Origin of the sequence: Pseudomonas sp. AMR01 (genome assembly GCF_041946035.1) — a bacterium.
Classification (GTDB): Bacteria; Pseudomonadota; Gammaproteobacteria; order Pseudomonadales; family Pseudomonadaceae; genus Aquipseudomonas; species Aquipseudomonas antarctica_B.
In genome coordinates this window covers 274,125-291,625 of the sequence record NZ_JAUTYR010000001.1, presented here as the reverse complement: position 1 = coordinate 291,625, position 17,501 = coordinate 274,125, and the positions used below count along the sequence as shown (strand labels likewise).

The following is a 17,501-nucleotide window of genomic DNA, read 5'->3' as shown; positions in this document are numbered from 1 at the left end:
TGCCCACCTGCTGCAAAAAGGAGAAACATGAATGCTTGACCCAATCTTGAGCCGTTGGCTCGATGTTCAAGCGCAGGCCCTGGATGTGGGCAGTTGCGATCCACAGGAAGTGCTGCCAAGGCTGGCAGAGGCCAATGTATTACGTATCGGCGTGCCCAAAGCACTCGGCGGCCTGGGCGGTGACGTGACCGGCGCGGTGGACGCCATCGCCAATGTCGCCAGCCATTCTTTGGCGGCGGCGTTTGTGTGCTGGGGCCAGCGCTCGTTTATCGAATACCTGCTGCAAAGCCCGAATGAGCGGCTGCGTGAGCAACTGTTGCCGGACTTGCTCAGCGGCAAGCTGGCGGGCGCGACCGGGTTGTCAAACGCGATGAAATTCCTGTCGGGCATCGAGACCCTGCAAATCAGCGCCGAACCCACAGAGCATGGCTGGACCCTCAATGGCCGCCTGCATTGGGTGACCAACCTGCGCAAGAACGGGTTTGTCGCGGCGGTCGCCATTGAGCATGCCGGGGGTGGCGCGCCATTTATTCTGGCACTGCCTGACTCGGTCGCAGGCTTGCAACGCTCCCGCGACCTGGAACTGCTGGGGCTGCAGTCAAGCAACACGGCGGCGCTCTGGCTTGAAGGCGTGGAGTTGAGCCGTGACTGGTTGCTGCACGAGGACGCGCGCAAGTTTTTGCCAGCGGTACGCCCGGCGTTTTTGGGGTTGCAATGCGGGATGTCGATTGGCCTGGCGCGCCGCTCGTTGGCAGAGGTAGCCAACCACTTGGGCGCCAGCCGCACGGTCTTGCGTGAAGAGCTGGAAGCGTTGCGCGTCACCCTTGATCACCTGGTTACCGAGCTGAAGAACGGCCTGTTGGCCGGGCGTTTTGCGGCGGAGCCGGTGCCGCTCTTCAAGCTGCGCATTGCCTTGGCGGAAACCGCCGCGAGTGCCGTGCAACTTGAGTTGCAAGCCAGCGGTGGCAAGGCTTACCTCACCTCTCACGGCAGCGGGTTTGCCCGGCGCTGGCGCGAGTCGGCGTTTGTGCCGATCGTCACGCCAAGCCTGGTGCAATTGCGCACCGAGCTGCAACGCCAGGCCAGCCCGTGAGCCAGGCGGTATTGAGCGCCCAGGGGGTTTGCCTGGGGTACGCCAGCGGGCCGGTGCTGGAGGGTTTTGACCTGCACCTGCAGCCCGGCGAAGTGGTGTCGATCCTCGGCCCGAGCGGGGTCGGCAAATCGAGCCTGTTGCGGGTACTCGCAGGTTTGCAGGCGCCCCAGGGCGGTAGCGTGCAGGTGCTCGGCGAGTGGCTGAACGGCCCGCACCCACGGGTGGCGGTGGCGTTTCAAGACCCCAGCCTGTTGCCGTGGCTGAACCTTGAAAAGAACGTCGCGTTCGGCCTGGATTTCGCCCGCCAACCCTCGTTGAGTCCCGAGCAACGGCGCCAGCGCGTCGACCAGGCCATCGCGGCCGTGGGCCTGGAACACGCCCGGCATCAATTCCCGGCGCAGCTCTCCGGCGGCATGGCCCAGCGCACTGCACTGGCGCGCTGCCTGGCGCGTCAGCCGCAAGTGTTGTTGCTGGATGAACCGTTCGGCGCGCTGGACGAAGTCACCCGCGCCGACATGCAGCACCTGCTGCTTGAGGTCAATCGCCAACAAGGCTCGGCGGCCGTGCTGATCACCCACGACATTGATGAAGCGCTGCTGTTGTCTGACCGCGTGCTGCTACTGGGTAACCGCCCGGCGCGGACCTTGGGCGAATGGCGTATCGACCTGCCGCAACCGCGTGAAGAACAGGTTGAAGCCATCGGCGCACTGCGTATCGAGATTCTGAAAACCTTACGGCAGGCGAGCCGCCCTCAACCCAACCCCTCTCAATTGCCGGAGCCCAGCCATGTGTCTGGATGACCTGACCCACTCGCGCCGTGATTTTCTCAAACTGTCGGCGGTACTCAGCGCCGCCGGTGCCTTACCGCTGTTGAGCAGCCTGCAAGCCCGCGCGGCCAGCGAGCCGGACGCGCCGGTGCGCATCGGTTACCTGCCGATCACCGACGCCACGCCGCTGCTGGTCGCGCATAACAATGGCCTGTTCGAAGCCGAAGGCATCAAGGCCGAACGCCCGGTGCTGTTGCGCAGTTGGGCTCAGGTGATCGAGGCGTTTATCTCAGGCCAGGTCAATGTGATTCACCTGCTGTCGCCGATGACCGTGTGGGCGCGTTATGGCAGTAAAGTCCCGGCCAAAGTGGTGGCCTGGAACCACGTGGGCGGTTCGGGCTTGACGGTGTCTCCGGGCATCAGCGACGTGAAACAACTGGGCGGCAAGTCGGTGGCGATTCCGTTCTGGTATTCGATTCATAACGTGGTGGTGCAGCAACTGTTCCGCGACAACGGCCTGACGCCTGTGGCGCGCGCCGTCGGCTCGCAGATCGCGGCCAACGAAGTCAACCTGATCGTATTGCCGCCCTCGGACATGCCGCCGGCCCTGGCCAGCAAGCGCATCGACGGTTACATCGTCGCCGAGCCGTTCAACGCCCTCGCGGAAAACCTCAAGGTCGGTCGCGTGCAGCGCTTTACCGGCGATGTGTGGCGCAACCACGCGTGCTGCGTGGTGTTCATGCACGAGCAGGATTTAACCCAGCGCCCCGAGTGGTCGCAAAAGGTGGTGAATGCAATCGTCAAGGCTCAGGTGTGGACACGCGACAACCGCGAAGAAGCGGTGAAGCTGCTGTCCAAGGACGGCCCGAACCGCTACACGCCGCATGCCGAGCCAGTGTTGAGCAAAGTGCTGGCCCCGGCCGCCAGCGACCGTGCCGCCTACCTGGCTGACGGCGCGATTCAACACGCGAACTGGGACGAACACCGCATTGATTTCCAGCCTTACCCATTCCCCAGTTACACCGAGGAACTGGTGCGCCGCTTGAAGGACACCTTGATCGAAGGCGACAAGAAATTCCTCGCCGACCTCGACCCGGCGTTTGTCGCCAAAGACCTGGTGGACGACCGCTTCGTGCGCAATGCCATCGAGGCCGTGGGCGGCATGAAGACCTTTGGGTTGCCGGACGGCTATGAACGGCACGAGGAGATTGGCGTTTGAACAACGGCAAAACCGTCGCATTGCCCGGCTGGTTGCTGGGCATCAGCGGCTTGGCAGGCTTGCTGGTGCTGTGGTGGCTGGGCGTGAAAATGTTTGGCGATGCCGACGGCTTGTCGGCGCGCTTCTCGCTCGCCGCCACCTTTGGCAGCCTGTGGGAATTGATGGGCCGTGGCGAGCTGTACCTGCACATTGCCGTGAGCCTCAAGCGCATATTCGTCGGCTTGTTTCTGGCGTTGTTGGTCGGCGTGCCACTGGGCTTGCTGGTGGGCAGTTCGCGCAACCTGGAGGCGGCGACCACGCCCGCGTTTCAGTTTTTACGGATGATTTCGCCGCTGTCGTGGATGCCCATCGTGGTGATGCTGATGGGCGTCGGCGATCAGCCGATCTACTTCCTGCTGGCCTTTGCCGCCGTATGGCCGATCATGCTTAACACCGCCGCCGGCGTGCGTCAGTTGGACCCGCGTTGGCTCCAATTGAGCAAAAGCCTGAGTGCCACACGCTGGGAAACCTTGCGCCGGGTGATTATTCCCGGAGTGACAGGGCATGTGTTGACCGGCGTACGCCTGGCTATCGGGATTTTGTGGATCGTGCTGGTGCCGTGCGAAATGCTCGGCGTGAGCGCGGGGCTCGGCTACTACATCCTCGACACGCGTGACCGGCTGGCCTATTCGGAGCTGATGGCGATGGTGCTGTTGATCGGGTTGTTGGGTTTTGCGCTGGATGCGCTGGCGCGGTGGCTGCACCAGCGTTGGGTGCACGGCGGGTAAAGCGTGTTATTGAGCAGCCCTGAAAAAAGTGGTTCAGGGCTGCCGACCGTAGCCGACCGATCAGCGGCGTTCGTAGCCAGGTCCGCCGTCATAGCGGTGGTCATGCCAGCCGCCACCGCCGCCGCGTGGGAAAAAGAAGCAGCCGCTCATGCTCAGCATGATCAGCAGGGGAATCAGCAGTGTGATTCGACGTAACATTTCGAAATCCTCTAAGGTACTCACAGGGTCAATCAGGCGACGTCGGTCAAGCGTGGTGCGAGCCAAACTTTTACATCGCCTGTAACATATGACCCTGCCGACCCCCATCCATCCCGCCCATCGGGTATGTGCTTGGCATGGTTGGCGATACACAGTGGATACATTCTCAAGGTTCAGGAACCCGTCATGACCCAAAAGCAGCGTTTTAAGTATTCGATTCTGATCGCCCTGACCGTACTGGCGACGATGTTTGGCCTGTCCTACCTGCAGAACACCGGGGCTATCAGCGAGAAAACGTTCCAGTACATCGCCATTGCCGTGGCGGTGACCGTGGTAGTGATCAACGGCATCATGCGCCGCAAGGTCAAGCCGAACTTCTGACGTCCAGTGCTCGAGTCAGGCGCGACCGTCGAGCACTTTGGCAGCCTCTTCATGGAGGCTGTAGCTTTTATCGGCATTGAGGGTGATCACGCCCTCGCTGCACAAGCGTTTGAGCACTTCACGCACACTGAGAAACGACAACGGAATGCCCAGCGCGAGTAAATGGCTGTGTACGCCGCGTACGCCCAGGCTGCGCTGGTTGTCTGCCGCAGTGAGCAGGGCATCGATGACCTTCAGCCGAATCAGGCTGGTGCGCAAACCGAAGCATTTGAGCAAGTGACGAATACGCCCGTTGCCATGACGCTCGGGCGTATCGCCGAACGCTTGGGCGCCGCCGCCAAAACCGGCGTCGGCAGCGGATGAATGTCCGTCCGTGGGCAGTTGCGAGTTGTACATGCAAAAAACTCCTTATCAGAGCCTGATCAGGAAAATGATGGCGCTCTTGATTAATAAGACGAACGAGCGAGCAAAATCATGAAGCGGCGAATGTAGAAATTTTGTCGGTATCGGTTTTGTCACATCGCGCCCGCCATAAATAAACCCGTACCTCGGCTAAATTATTCCCGGTGCATTGCGTCCTTACGGTGGGGTCACTGCCCCATGCGAGGGTGTTCAATTTGACTGTGGAGCTTGCGTGATTATTGCCAACGGGTTGTCCAGGGTATGTGTGGCCGGTGTGATGCTGGGCTTATGCGTTGCCGCGTCGGCGCGGGAGCCGGCGGCACCGGCATCGGCCGAAATTCGCCGGACCACGTACGGCGTGCCGCACATTCGCGCCAGCGATGAGCGAGGCCTGGGTTTCGGCATCGGCTATGCCTATGCCCAGGACAACCTGTGCCTGCTGGCCAACGAAGTGGTCACCGTGAACGGCGAGAGCGCCAGGTTCTTCGGCCCGGAGCAGGGCACCCTGGAAGGGCGCAACAACCTGGCCAGCGATGTGTTCTTCACCTGGCTGAATACCCCCGAAGCGATCAGCGCGTTCTGGAAGGCACAGACTCCACAGATTCAACAGCGCATCGAAGGCTATGTGGCGGGTTACAACCGTTACCTCAAAGAGCAGGGCGCCCCCCAGCAGTGCCAGGCCGCGTGGGTGCGGCCGCTTGTGACTGAGGACCTGGTGAAGCTGACACGTCGGCTGCTGGTAGAGGGTGGCGTAGGTCAATTCGCCGAAGCCTTGGTCGGCGCCACACCGCCGCACGCCACTGCCAGCGTTCAACCGGGTAGCGCTGCGTTTGCGCTGGCCGCCGCTAATCAACAACGATTCACCCTCGACCGTGGCAGCAACGCCGTGGCTGTCGGCCGTGATCGCTCGTTTAATGGCCGTGGCATGCTGCTGGCCAACCCGCACTTTCCGTGGGTGGGTGGCATGCGTTTTTACCAGATGCACCTGACCATCCCCGGCCAATTGGACGTGATGGGCGCCGCGCTGCCGGGCTTGCCGGTGATCAACATTGGGTTTAACAGGCACGTGGCCTGGACCCATACCGTCGACACCTCGAAGCATTTCACCCTGTACCGCCTGACCCTTGATCCCAAGGATTCCACGCACTATTTGCTCGACGGCAAGTCCATCGCCATGGCTAAAACCCCGGTCACGGTGCAGGTCAAACAAGCCGATGGCAGCCTTAAAGACGTCACCCACACGGTTTACAGTTCGCAATTCGGCCCCGTGGTGCAATGGCCCGGCAAGCTGGATTGGGACAACCACTACGCGTTCAGCCTGCGCGACGCCAACCTGGGCAACGACCGCGTGTTGCAGCAGTGGTACGCCATGAACCGCGCGGCAGACCTCAAGGAACTGCAAACCTCGGTGCATACCCTGCAAGGCATCCCGTGGGTCAACACCGTGGCGGCCGATGATCAGGGCCAGAGCCTGTACATGAACCTGTCGGTGGTGCCCAACGTCAGCGCCGCCAAGCTTGCGCAATGCAGCGACCCGCGCGCGGGCCTGCAGATGATCATGCTCGACGGCGCCCGCAGTGCCTGCGCCTGGGACGTCGACCCGCGCGCCGCCCAGGCCGGCATCTTCCCGGCCGACCAATTGCCGCAACTGGAACGCACCGACTACGTGCAGCACTCCAACGACTCCGCGTGGCTGGCCAACCCCAAGGCGCCGCTGACCGGTTTTTCCCCGGTGATCAGCCAAGACCACATCGGCCTCGGCCCGCGCGCCCGCTTTGCCGTGCAGCGCCTGCAATCCCTGGACAAACAGCCCATAGGCGTGGCCGACCTGCAAAACATGGTCATGGACAACGAGGTGTACCTCGCCAGCCAAGTCATGCCCGATCTGCTGGAATTCTGCGCCAAACACCTCGGCGCCGACGCCGCAGCGTTGCAGCCCGTGTGCAAAAGCCTGAAAAGCTGGGACCAGCGCGCCAACCTCGACAGCGGCGTAGGCCTGGTGCACTTCATCAACCTGGTGGAACACCTTCAGCAAATTCCCGACGCCTGGCGAGTTGCCTTCGACCCCGCACACCCCCTGACCACGCCAAGCGGCCTGGCCATCGACCGCAAGCCCGTGGCCGAAGCCCTGCGCAACGCCATGCTGGCGTCCGCAGCCGACGTCGCCAAACTCGGCGCAACCTGTTGGGGCGACATCCAGGTGGCCGGCGACATACCCATCCACGGCGGCCCGCAAGAACTGGGCATCTACAACGCCATGCAAACCGTATCCCGCCCCGACGGAAAACGCGAAGTCGTCAGCGGCAGCAGCTACCTGCAAATCGTCACCTTCGACGACAAAGGCCCGCAAGCCATTGGCATACTGGCATTCTCCGAATCCAGCAACCCCGCATCGAAATACGCCAAAGATCAAACCCAGGCATTTTCCGAGAAAAAACTGCGCCCATTGCCCTTCACCGACGCCCAGATCAAGGCCGACCCGCAGTACCAACAGCAGCTCATCAAAGAGTAGGGCAGCCCCGCAAACCCTTGATACCGCTACGAAATATTTTTGAAATCAAGGGGTTGCAGGCAAAAGCAAATGAGTACATAATGGCGCCCATCGAACGCAACGAAGCATTAAAAACTTTATTGTATTCAATGAGTTAGAGTAGAGGCAGCCACACAGAGCCCACTCAAGTTTATATGCGATGAATGTCAGCAGTAACGCATTTATCGTTTGAGGCCGAGTAGCAAAATGGTTATGCAGCGGATTGCAAATCCGCCTACGCCGGTTCGATTCCGACCTCGGCCTCCACTCTTAAAGCCCCGTAGATCAATGGTCTGCGGGGTTTTTTAATGCCTGCGATTCGGGATCGTTTCCGCAACTTTTAGGATCATTTCCGCAATTCCATGCAGAAAATAGACTGACTGGATAAATCTTAGGGCTGATTCGGGGAGCGTTTTTCAGCTTCGATGAGGAGCCTTAGCTTATTCAGCGCCGCTTCTTGAGTGAGTGCATTTAGTGCGGTGCCCCAAAAAGCAGTGCATGCCATTAGGAAGTCGATTCGTGGTCCTTCCTTACCAAAAGTTAACTTTTCGCCGGGACGTTTCACCGGGAGTTTGATGTAGCGTTTCTCCAAGGGCGTGAATTCGGGGTCGATGGAGGACATTAAATTTACAAGTCTCGCGAGTTGCTTCACATCCCCTTTGTCTAGCCGCGGACTATGTCCATGAGCGAGTTTGTTTCGCATATTATTTACTTGATGGATCACTGCTGCTATTTGCATCGGAATTCCGAACGCAGCGGCCATGCCCAGCTTCTGGCCGAAATCTCGCGGGGGTTTAGCGTATTTGCCCACTTCGCCCTGGCATTTTTCATCCAGGTAAAATGATAGGAGGCTTTCTAGCATTAGATGGAAGCGCAGCACGCATCCCAGTTCGTCTTCAGTCTCGGCCGCAGCAATAATAATTTCGACATCTGAAACCTTCTCCACGGCCAGGTCGAATTTATATACGTCCCCTGTACTTGTAGTCATGACCATTTCCATATCTGGCATTCCTGTTTTATTTATGAGGGTGTTAGCGGAGGGAATGTAGCACGTCACTATTTTGTAGGTTTTACGATCTCACCCACGCGCCGGTATACCTTCTTGGTCATCTCTTCGGTGGAGTAGCCAAGCAAACGGCTCGCATGTGCTAACTCGATTTCGCTGGCGGCTTTAGGCCGGATGTCCTTGAACTGGAACTGGCGGATCAGTATGGCCAAAGCTGCGTCGCCGTCGGCGCCAGCTTTGATGGCGGCTTTTTCGCGGGCCTCATCCCAGCGGTTGCGAAGCATCTGCTGGCTCATCCGTAGGCCCGACGTGTTGGTGATCAGCCTCGATGTTTTTATGCCATTCAGCGCGCGACGCTCCTGCAGGTCTTCGATGAAGACGCTCAGCGCCGACTGCACGCCCGCATCTTCCAGTCGAAGGCGCAATTTCTTTTCAGTCTTCCCTTGCTTGACCATTAAGAATCCGGCGTTCAGGTCGGTAGTGGCCACCTTAAGCACGTCGGCCGGGCGTTGACCGGTCAGGTAGGCCAGGCCCATGGCATCCTTAAGTTCCTGAACGGCTTCGGTGTACACCGCGTTCCACACAATTTCGCCGGCATAATAGTCCCGCGGTTTTTCCTTGTTGCGCCGAACACCGAAGCAAGGGTTGGCGTTGCTGGTCAGGCCCCACTCGCGGGCGATCGTAAACATATGCGACAGCAACGCGATTTCCCGGTTGGCCCTGACCTTTGCGGTCCTAGCGTCCCGGTACTGCGCAACCACCTGGGGTGTGATCGAATCAATAGGGGCTTTCTCAAAGGCTTTCCTGAGTTGCATTGATATGCAACCCATCCTCTGCGGCGTGCAGCAGCTGAACCCGTGTCGACGGCGCGACGTTGTAGCGATCAATTGGCTGAGCGTCATAGCCGCTGAACAGCTCTATTTGGGGGCTTAGCTCTTCAATGAAGATTGCCATCCCTTCGTACTGCACAAATCGTCCGCACATACGCCGTTCTCCGTCTGTCGAAATCCCCTACAGAAAAATTGACCGCACCCGTCCTACAAAGTTAACTGTGCATTCGTACAGTACATGTAAAAGGCCGCATCATGAGCTTCACCATTTTAGGTCCTATCGCCGAGGCAGGCGCGAAGCTGCCTATGTGTTCGTTCCAGGTTCCGGCTGGCTTCCCTTCGCCGGCAGCGGATCATATTGAGCAGCACATCTCATTGGATGAGGTCCTGAATATCCGCGCACCGCATGTGTACCTGGTAGCCATCACCGGGGAAAGCATGCAGGGGATTGGTATCTTCGAAGGCGATCTCGCGGTGGTGGATCGTGCCATTGAACCGGCTCACGGGCATGTGGTGGTGGCTCTGCTTAACAATGAACCCGTCTGCAAGCGCCTATGTAAGCGCGGCCGGGAGGTGATCCTTTTATCAGAGAACCCCAAATACCCGGCGCGTTATGTTCTTGAAGGCGATGAGCTCTCAATCTGGGGTGTGATCACCAATACAGTGCGCAGCCATGTCTAAGCAAGAACCGACATTTGCGCTGATCGACTGCAACAGCTTTTATGCCAGTTGTGAGCGGGTGTTCCGGCCGGACCTGGCGAAGGTGCCCATCGTGGTGCTGAGTAACAACGATGGCTGTGTTATCGCCCGTAGCTACGATGCCAAGCCCTTCATCAAGATGGGTGAGCCGTATTTCCAGATCAAGCACAAGCTCAAGCAGCACGGCATTGTTCCGTTCTCCTCCAACTACGCACTGTAAGGCGACATGAGCGAGCGCGTGATGAGCCTGATCGAGTCATTGGTGCCGGCAGTTGAGGTTTACAGCATTGATGAGGCATTCGCCGATCTTACCGGTATAAGCGGGCTGGATGCCCTAGGCCGACAGATCCGCGCTCAGGTACTTCGCTGCACCGGCATACCTGTCGGTGTTGGTATCGCTCATACAAAGACCCTGGCGAAGCTGGCAAACCACACCGCGAAGCGTCTGCAATCGCAGACCGGTGGTGTGGTCAATATCACCGACCCGGTTAAGCGGGACTGGGTGCTGCGTAATACGAACGTGGCGGAGGTGTGGGGCGTTAGTCGAAAGATGAAACTTCACCTTGATGCGATGGGCATCAAGTCTGCAATGGACCTCGCTAAGGCGGACCAATGGACGCTCCGCAAAAAGTTCAGCGTTGTGATCGAGAAGACGGCCAGGGAGCTGGGCAGCTCGCCTTGTCTGGAGCTGGACGAGCCAGATCCGCCTAAGCAGGAGATCTGCTGCAGTCGCATGTTCGGAAGCCGACTGACGGAGCTGCCGCCTATCAAAGAGGCGGTGGCCACCTACATGATGCGAGCTTCTGAGAAGCTTCGCGCCCAGAACTCGCTATGCAAGAAGGTGCGCGTTTGTATCCGCACCGGGATGTTCAATCCTGAGGAGGCGAAATACGCCAACGGGGTGGTAGTGACCATGCCGTACCCGACCGATGACGTGCGTCTACTTACCAAAGCAGCGGTCGACGCTCTTGACCGAATCTTCCGATCAGGCTTTAAGTACAGTAAGGCCGAGGTAATACTGCTGAGCCTGTGTCAATCAGGTGAGTACACCGACGATCTCTTTGCTACATCGCAGCCGGCAGAAGTAACTCGGGTGATGACGGTCCTTGATCAGATTAACGATCGGTGGGGTAGGGGGACCTTGCGATCTGCTAGCGTACCTCTTCACCCTAAGTGGGGCATGCGCCGAAATATTATGAGCCAAAGTTACACTACCAAGCTCGATCAACTATGGTCCGTAGCTTGTAAATAATGAAACTAACTCGAGGGATTGCCGTTTACGAGTTTTCTTTTTTATTAAAATAGAGATAAAAATAGTGAGTTGAGTATTTTTTTCATGGCGCCCAGTCGTTCTAAATATTGAACTGGTGAGTAGGGCGCCAGTTTTCTATGTTGTCTATTGATTTAATTGTAGAAGTGACCTTCCCACCAATCCTTAATAAATCCACTTAAACGTAATATTGGAAAGCTTGCCAGCTCATTGAGATGTCTTACGCCGTTGGGCATCAATCGCATTCTCTCTAGCAATATACTTGTTGCTTTCTTCACTTTTGCCGAAGGAAAGGCATCTCCATGGCTGATGCGCAGAAGACTCTCAATTACGATGTCATTGGTTGGATTGTATGTAAAAAGCCAGTGTTTGATAATGAAGCGAAAAATTAAGTCGAAGTGGCTTCTTTCCTCTGCAGACGATCCGCCTACATATTCAGCAATGATCTTGAATTCATGAAGATTAAATGTTGAGTCTCTTTCAAAAGCCGCGTTTAGAACATACGTGCTTACGGATACTGATGTATGCTTAAAGCGACATAATCCGAAAATTGCATCGACATATGCGGAGGGTGTTATCTTGCCATCTATTAAAGCTTCGTTGAGAAATGCTTGCAGCCACACACTATCATTCAATTCATAAGCGTTTTTTGCGAAACCTCTTGAAAATCCGTCATCCGAAATAAAAAGTGCATTATTACTCTTGGCTAGGAAGTAAGGTTCAATTGCTTCAGGACTGATTTCGAGCAAGGTTTCGGTAAGCTCGTCCATTCCGCCTGGGAAGTTAAAGTTGATAATTAGGCATTGACTGCTTATCGCGTCAGCACACAAAGATATTCGATTGATTTCGGCGCAAAGTTCGTCATCAGTATATTCGTTTTTTATGAAGGCTCCGTTCATCCATGCAATATTAAATCCAGCGCTACCTCGTTCTTCCACGTCCCTGACAAGTTGATGTATAGAGTCTAATGAAGACTGAGCAAGCATGACTTTATCAAAATACGTTGATAATGGTCCCAATAAGTTTAGTTCGGCAGAAACCCAAGCGGAATAGGTATCTAAAACAATGGCTTTCTCTTTGTATGCTCGGACCAGTTCAATCGCCCCATCGCGCTCTTCCACCGTACCTAAGCAAGTATAAATATTCCCTTTGCTAGTCCTCATCAAGTCTGAAACTTGGAAGACGTTTTTTTTCCACATTCCAGCGGCAACCCCGAAAGGTATATTTTTCTCAGCTACAGTGGAGATAAAATCTTCATCTCTTTCAGCTTGACCTTTTATGAAGTCGAGAAGGGGCTGCACGTTACCATCTTCAACTTTTATGGTCCACAATCCACCAGCTTCTGGGAACTCACTTTCATATGTGGAACAAACTTTGTGGAATGCATCGAGGTATTTGTGCTTGACCTCTTCAAGCCGCCAGGTTACCTGGCCTTGCAATTTGTCCTGTATATACTCAAAACCGATTTTTTCCCCCAGTACTTTCTTTATATATGGGTCTACATCTGCGGGGTTAAGAGAGAGGTCATCCTCGATGCTTTCAGAAACATCGCGTTCGATAATAGAATTGTCTGAGCAGATCAATTTAATATGACATCCGCCACTTACTACTAGGCTATCAATTAGAAGAGCATCTTTGTTAGCGTTGAGAAAAGTATGAAAGTAACCTAGGGCGATTTTTGATAGCTTTGGATTTTTGGTATACAAGTCATACGCCAGGCCTAATCCTTTTTTGGAATTACCAATAACGATTAGCGCTCGTGCAACGTGCATCCACTGTTCAGGTGTTCCGTTAAAGTCATCGGTGTTATAGGTGGAGAAGAGTTCTAATAGTGCTTGGTTGTCTCTCTCGTGCGTTGCCATATCTATCAAAGCAAGAAAGCCATAGAGGTCGGTACCGCCCGAGTTGTAATATTGACTAATGCACTGCCTGGCCTCTCGAAAAAGCTTTCTTTTAAAGTAGTAAATCCCGAGCAATAATTCGAAGCCCTTGGGGGCTAATGCCAAATCTTCATAGAAGCTAACAGCTTCTGCTCTCAACGGGTGCTCATTTACATAGGCAAGTGCTAACATATGTTTTAGGTCGTAATTGTCAGCAACCTCCGGATAAACGCTGAGGCGTGAAATGATTTCTTTCCACATCATTAATGAGCGGACAAGCTTCATGTAATGGAAAAACTCAATAATATCGGTATCGCTGTTGACGAGATCCGCTCCGTAAGCATAAGCGATCTCAGCTATTATCTTTATATTAGATGCGGTTGAGAATTCGAAAAGTAACAACCGTGCTCGACTATTTAATGGCGAGGTAGAAAGCAGTTTCTCTAACTGGTGCTTTCCTTTAGAGTCTCCCTTTCGAGCTCTAGCAATATAACATGCCACTTTTGCTTGGCATAAGAACTCCCCATTAAAACTAACCAATTGATAGTCTTGGTAGTTCGACAACGCATCCCAGTCTTTCTGAGCAATCAGAAGCAAAAAGTTAAGCTTTCTGGCATCTTCGCGATCATCTAGTCTTTCAATAGCTTCTCTGCAAAGATCTGGTTCGTCGAGATCCAGTAAACACTTAGCTGTGGTATCAATTAAGCCCTGATCTGCGGATAACTCCGAAATGCTGTAAATGCAAAGGTCTCTTAGTTTTTCATTGTTTCGTGTTAACTTGTAGGAGATGATTAGGCCTTGAATGACTTGTAGGTCCCAGCCATTCGCCAATTTGTCGCTTTTTTTAAAATCTACCCAGTAGTCGTTAAAGTATTTTGCAGCGATTTCAATTTTTTGTACGTCCGCAGCCGAAAACTTAAAGCCATTCTGGCTCTGCCGTTCATTAACGTATGATTGGATAATGCCTAAGGCGACTAGGCTTTTCGCTAATAAGTCATCGGGCTCTTCACTAAGATATTCATCAGCTAAATCCCTCCAGCTTTGGTGATTTTGTGAGGCAAGCAGATGAATATGCGCTAGGCGAACGGATTTAGCTTGCTTGAGTTCGTCGCTGAAGTGTTCGTAGGGATCAGGGAACCCCTCCGCGTACTGGTAATGGATTCTGGTGGCTTGTAAAACGAACTCGGCCAGCGTTTCATTTTTAGAATCACGCTCTAGCGCTTTCAGGCCATATTGGATAGCCTCAAGAGTTTTACCCTGCAAGATATATGCGAATGTCTTAAAGGCGAGCGCACGGGGGTCCTCCGGTGCGTAGGTGCACGCTTCGGTAAGAAGCTGTGCAGCTTTCTCTGACCGCCCAAGCAGATGATTGCAAATACCTAAGTTTGCTTTGATTCGAAAAATTGAAGTAGGTTGAAGATTTTTTGCTTGGTGAGTCAGTAGCTCGGTGTAAAGATTAAGAGCCTCATTAACCCGGCCCGAGTTCATCAGATCTCTATAATGATCAATTTGCCGTCCAATCTCGCTCTGAAATTCGCCCGCTACGCCAAGACTTCGCATTTCGTCTTGGCGAGTTATTACTTCTGTTAGCGCGCTTTTAATTGCTTCGCTATCGTTGTTTATAATGGTTCCGTAGTTTCCACCGTTTAGAGCGATTCCCCCCTTCGTCGCTGTGATAGTCGTATCACTGCGAGATTTCAAGAGTCCAACATACTCTAGCAAGCTCCGCATTTACTTACCTTTACGATATGAATTCTTAATAGTTCCTTTGTTAGCCCCATTAACTACGACGCCACCTTTGTCAGCTTTGAGCGAAGTTTTGCTTTTCCATATTAATTTAACTGTAATAACAAGTACCAGACAAAGCCCGATTGCTACCGCGATTATCAATTGAGGGTTATCTACTAATGAGAAATTCATGCCCAGCCTCCATGACGACATTCGTTGATGGCTTGATGCTACCGCAGCTCAGTGTGCCACGCTACGCCAATGCGCCTGAGCATGCGCGACTGGTCTGAATTTATGGTTTCATTTCGTCTTACGCGGCTGGCTGCTTGAGGCTGGAACGTCGATCAATAATTTGTTTGGAATGGGGCAGAAATGGGGAAAATCATACGCCAATCTATGCCTTCCAATGCCCATTATGCACTTATGAAACCTGCCGTGTACTTGCATCAGGGCCAGTAATTACGGGCGTAGCGCCAGAAATCTAGCACAAACTCCTACACAATCGGCGTGTGCTGGAGTGCCCCAATTGCTTGTCGATACGGAGTGTGTGATGATCGAGGCAGGTGCTGATGGGCGCCTGCCTGCTTGCAATGGCATAGCACTGCACCATCGTTCAACTGTGTTACATCAATTTAGCACCTACCCAAGGCGCACCTGGTGAGCAAGCAATCAGCTAGAGCGTCGTTCTTGGAGAAAGTGCTATGTCTAATTATTCCTATGTAAGCATCCTCAAGCGTCGTGCTAAATCGCTGTCAAGGGACACATCGATATCTCTAGCAGTGGCTCAGGAGCACGTGTCTCTGGCGGCTGGTTTTGCTCATTTTCATGAGTTGAACGTAATCGCGAAGCGGAAACCAGATGACCCACGTTTAATGAAGGCCGCTCTCGGGATTGTCATTCTGAGTGATGCTATCTATGAAGATAATGTGTATTCCGCCTTCGAGAGTGAAATAGACGATTTGCTCTCTGATGCAGTTGGTGAAACCAACGCCACTGGATTCACGGTAAAAGGGCTGTCAATTACTGACTCTACTTACGATATCGAGGTGGGCGTTCTAACCCTGCGTGCGTCTTTTGCCTATGAAGGGGAGCAAGACCAAGACCGCATGTATCACGGTAGTGCGTTCTATCTTGATGCTCAGGTTCGATTGGTGCGTCGTGACGACGAGTGGCGGATTGCTGAAGAGGGTGTGGAGATTCTTGCAGGAGAGAGCGACAAGGACCGGGACCGCGAAATGGGACTGGATGATCAATACGCCCAGTGGCTTGATGAGCAGAACGGTAGCGACGGCTTAGGGCAAATTTAGGGCATAAGCTGGACCGCTGTAGGCCGTTTCTGTCCTTGCAGCTTACCCATAACCCAATATAAATGCGGCCTAGAGCGGGTTGGGGGGGCGGCAGGTCGGGTTCGAATCCCTAGCCCATCTACGTGGCTGCAAGCAGCCACGAAGGCGAAGAGTGCTACTGCATTTTTGTAAGGCTCAGGAAGTATTGCTTTTGACTCTCACGCCACTGCGGATCGAGAGCCCAGCGGAATACGTTCAAAGGTGTGTAGAGCCCAGAGTACGGCCAAGGTGTTTGCAAAACTTGGTACATGCCCACGTTAGGGACTTGTGCTCTAGACGATGCGCTGGACGAGTAGTAATCGTCAGCTGCCGCGCCAAGCTGGTCGTCTTCTTTGCTCAAGGGGCTGCCATAGGCCGCAACAAACCAGCCGTTTTGGCCGAGCAAAGTCATGTAGTTCTGTGCTGTCACAAAAAAGTTTGCGGGCCAGATTTGGCATGCTGTGCATACAGTCAGCAGATGTTCCAGCGTGAGCGGCGTTTCGCCACTTTCGACTTTGCTCCAGGAACTGGTCGAAGCTTTGCCTAGAAGCTGGCTGATGTGTGCCTGAGTGACGCCTTTTTCGACGCGAAGCTCCCTCAAAAGCAGGCGGCAGATGGTATGAAACGATGTGCTTTTTTCAGTCACGATAAATCTCCAGGTTGTTCTTTTGGGTGGATACTGTTTCTCTACAGTAGACAGCATCTACTGTAGGGGAAGTTAAAGCCCTGAGCAACGAGAATCTTGGATTGTCAAAAAACACGCAAAAGCGTTGTCCTCGGCCGAAGCAGCGACGATCAGGCAAGCATTGGGGTATACGTAAGCGAGGGATGTGCGGCGGGCAAGGATGGGGCGAAAATGGGAAACCGTATGCCCATCCATGCCATTTAACGCCAATCATGCGTTTGTGCATGTGGTGGTGATATGGGCTGAGCTCCCATTAACAGATGGGGCTAGGGCTTAATTACAGAAATACTCCAGCATAATCAGGGGGTGGTCTTTCAGAGGTGTTTGCTCCGGAGCGTTGCCAGGCCCTGTTTAATGTGTCCAGCGTTCTCTCCAATCGCCCACAAGGCGCCGCGAACGTTGTCACCGAATTCGGTGAAACCTTGCTGCTCAATATGAAGCGTCAGCTACATCAAGGCTGCCTCCAGCCCTAGCTGATTCTGGTACATCCTTTCAAGCACATCCGATAACGAATATTCGTCAGCCATAGCATCGACTCCTTTCGAAAAAGGAAAGCATAGTACCGGTAGTGCCCTTTGTGGGCGGTAGTTGCTGGATGCTTAGAAATTGCTACAAAGCATTGTGTCTTTGAGGACCTGGCGAAGCTGGCCGGGGTGCAGACGAAGGACTACGCCCAATCCATCGTCGGACGCGGTGGGGAGGGCGGTTGCGTCGATAATAG

General features: G+C 54.4%; 15 protein-coding genes, 1 tRNA gene and 3 pseudogenes. 10 read left to right on the top strand and 9 right to left on the bottom strand.

Going from position 1 to position 17,501, the window contains the following annotated elements:
- Positions 1–31 precede the first annotated feature (31 nt).
- The 4 genes from Q7C20_RS01335 to Q7C20_RS01320 are packed head-to-tail and all read left to right on the top strand — an operon-like array spanning position 32 to position 3,846.
- On the top strand, positions 32–1,093 hold the full coding sequence (locus Q7C20_RS01335) for an acyl-CoA dehydrogenase family protein (protein ID WP_375064661.1): 1,062 nt from the start codon (positions 32–34) through the stop codon (positions 1,091–1,093).
- Entirely contained in the window at positions 1,090–1,893 is an 804-nt protein-coding gene (locus Q7C20_RS01330) for an ABC transporter ATP-binding protein (protein ID WP_375064659.1), read from the top strand. Before Q7C20_RS01335 ends, Q7C20_RS01330 begins: the two co-directional genes overlap by 4 nt.
- Positions 1,880–3,079, top strand: coding sequence for an ABC transporter substrate-binding protein (locus Q7C20_RS01325; RefSeq protein WP_348056675.1), 1,200 nt, complete (start codon positions 1,880–1,882; stop codon positions 3,077–3,079). The genes Q7C20_RS01330 and Q7C20_RS01325 overlap by 14 nt, the downstream gene beginning before the upstream one ends.
- A gap of 20 nt (positions 3,080–3,099) precedes the next feature.
- Positions 3,100–3,846, top strand: coding sequence for an ABC transporter permease (locus Q7C20_RS01320; RefSeq protein ID WP_375064849.1), 747 nt, complete (start codon positions 3,100–3,102; stop codon positions 3,844–3,846).
- Positions 3,847–3,906: 60 nt separating this feature from the next.
- On the opposite strand, the gene Q7C20_RS01315 is transcribed toward Q7C20_RS01320, so the two are convergent.
- Complete coding sequence (locus Q7C20_RS01315) at positions 3,907–4,044, bottom strand: hypothetical protein (RefSeq protein WP_375064656.1); 138 nt, start codon at positions 4,042–4,044, stop codon at positions 3,907–3,909.
- 186 nt (positions 4,045–4,230) lie between these two features.
- Here Q7C20_RS01315 and Q7C20_RS01310 point away from each other — a divergent pair, with 186 nt between their 5' ends.
- Positions 4,231–4,425, top strand: a complete 195-nt coding sequence (locus tag Q7C20_RS01310; protein WP_375064655.1) for a hypothetical protein — start codon at positions 4,231–4,233, stop codon at positions 4,423–4,425.
- Between the two features lie 15 nt (positions 4,426–4,440).
- Here the strand turns inward: Q7C20_RS01310 and Q7C20_RS01305 are convergent, their stop codons facing one another.
- Positions 4,441–4,821, bottom strand: a complete 381-nt coding sequence (locus tag Q7C20_RS01305; protein WP_375064653.1) for a fe2+ zn2+ uptake regulation protein — start codon at positions 4,819–4,821, stop codon at positions 4,441–4,443.
- A gap of 238 nt (positions 4,822–5,059) precedes the next feature.
- Between Q7C20_RS01305 and Q7C20_RS01300 the strand changes: the two genes are divergently transcribed.
- Positions 5,060–7,339, top strand: coding sequence for an acylase (locus Q7C20_RS01300; RefSeq protein WP_375064651.1), 2,280 nt, complete (start codon positions 5,060–5,062; stop codon positions 7,337–7,339).
- Positions 7,340–7,550: 211 nt separating this feature from the next.
- A tRNA-Cys gene (locus Q7C20_RS01295) sits at positions 7,551–7,624 on the top strand.
- A gap of 124 nt (positions 7,625–7,748) precedes the next feature.
- Here the strand turns inward: Q7C20_RS01295 and Q7C20_RS01290 are convergent.
- From Q7C20_RS01290 to Q7C20_RS01280, 3 genes and pseudogenes are all read right to left on the bottom strand, one after another.
- Positions 7,749–8,357: a hypothetical protein gene (locus Q7C20_RS01290; RefSeq protein WP_375064649.1), complete on the bottom strand. Its 609-nt coding sequence runs from the start codon at positions 8,355–8,357 to the stop codon at positions 7,749–7,751.
- Positions 8,358–8,413: 56 nt separating this feature from the next.
- A pseudogene (locus tag Q7C20_RS01285) lies at positions 8,414–9,175 on the bottom strand (tyrosine-type recombinase/integrase); the annotation flags it as partial.
- Positions 9,156–9,347, bottom strand: coding sequence for a hypothetical protein (locus tag Q7C20_RS01280; protein ID WP_375064647.1), 192 nt, complete (start codon positions 9,345–9,347; stop codon positions 9,156–9,158). The gene Q7C20_RS01280 and the pseudogene Q7C20_RS01285, both read right to left, overlap by 20 nt.
- A 101-nt stretch (positions 9,348–9,448) precedes the next feature.
- On the opposite strand from Q7C20_RS01280, the gene Q7C20_RS01275 reads away from it, so the two are divergent.
- Entirely contained in the window at positions 9,449–9,874 is a 426-nt protein-coding gene (locus Q7C20_RS01275; RefSeq protein WP_375064645.1) for a LexA family protein, read from the top strand.
- Positions 9,867–11,144 (top strand): annotated as a pseudogene (gene umuC, locus Q7C20_RS01270) (translesion error-prone DNA polymerase V subunit UmuC). The gene Q7C20_RS01275 and the pseudogene umuC overlap by 8 nt, the downstream one beginning before the upstream one ends.
- A 152-nt stretch (positions 11,145–11,296) precedes the next feature.
- On the opposite strand, the gene Q7C20_RS01265 reads toward umuC, so the two are convergent.
- On the bottom strand, positions 11,297–14,743 hold the full coding sequence (locus tag Q7C20_RS01265) for a hypothetical protein (RefSeq protein ID WP_375064643.1): 3,447 nt from the start codon (positions 14,741–14,743) through the stop codon (positions 11,297–11,299).
- 30 nt (positions 14,744–14,773) lie between these two features.
- Positions 14,774–14,962, bottom strand: a complete 189-nt coding sequence (locus Q7C20_RS01260) for a hypothetical protein (protein WP_375064641.1) — start codon at positions 14,960–14,962, stop codon at positions 14,774–14,776.
- A 509-nt stretch (positions 14,963–15,471) separates the two neighbouring features.
- On the opposite strand from Q7C20_RS01260, the gene Q7C20_RS01255 reads away from it, so the two are divergent.
- Complete coding sequence (locus tag Q7C20_RS01255) at positions 15,472–16,077, top strand: hypothetical protein (RefSeq protein WP_375064639.1); 606 nt, start codon at positions 15,472–15,474, stop codon at positions 16,075–16,077.
- Positions 16,078–16,231: 154 nt separating this feature from the next.
- On the opposite strand, the gene Q7C20_RS01250 is transcribed toward Q7C20_RS01255, so the two are convergent.
- On the bottom strand, positions 16,232–16,741 hold the full coding sequence (locus Q7C20_RS01250) for a helix-turn-helix domain-containing protein (protein WP_375064637.1): 510 nt from the start codon (positions 16,739–16,741) through the stop codon (positions 16,232–16,234).
- A 353-nt stretch (positions 16,742–17,094) separates the two neighbouring features.
- Positions 17,095–17,307: pseudogene (locus Q7C20_RS01245) on the bottom strand (hypothetical protein).
- Between the last annotated feature and the right edge of the window lie 194 nt (positions 17,308–17,501).

Coding starts and splice junctions, on each gene's coding strand:
- Q7C20_RS01335 (WP_375064661.1), top strand. CDS start 32: ATGCTTGACCCAATCTTGAGCCGTTGGCTCGATGTTCAAGCGCAGGCC.
- Q7C20_RS01325 (WP_348056675.1), top strand. CDS start 1,880: ATGTGTCTGGATGACCTGACCCACTCGCGCCGTGATTTTCTCAAACTG.
- Q7C20_RS01315 (WP_375064656.1), bottom strand. CDS start 4,044: ATGTTACGTCGAATCACACTGCTGATTCCCCTGCTGATCATGCTGAGC.
- Q7C20_RS01310 (WP_375064655.1), top strand. CDS start 4,231: ATGACCCAAAAGCAGCGTTTTAAGTATTCGATTCTGATCGCCCTGACC.
- Q7C20_RS01305 (WP_375064653.1), bottom strand. CDS start 4,821: ATGTACAACTCGCAACTGCCCACGGACGGACATTCATCCGCTGCCGAC.
- Q7C20_RS01290 (WP_375064649.1), bottom strand. CDS start 8,357: ATGGAAATGGTCATGACTACAAGTACAGGGGACGTATATAAATTCGAC.
- Q7C20_RS01280 (WP_375064647.1), bottom strand. CDS start 9,347: ATGTGCGGACGATTTGTGCAGTACGAAGGGATGGCAATCTTCATTGAA.
- Q7C20_RS01275 (WP_375064645.1), top strand. CDS start 9,449: ATGAGCTTCACCATTTTAGGTCCTATCGCCGAGGCAGGCGCGAAGCTG.
- Q7C20_RS01260 (WP_375064641.1), bottom strand. CDS start 14,962: ATGAATTTCTCATTAGTAGATAACCCTCAATTGATAATCGCGGTAGCA.
- Q7C20_RS01255 (WP_375064639.1), top strand. CDS start 15,472: ATGTCTAATTATTCCTATGTAAGCATCCTCAAGCGTCGTGCTAAATCG.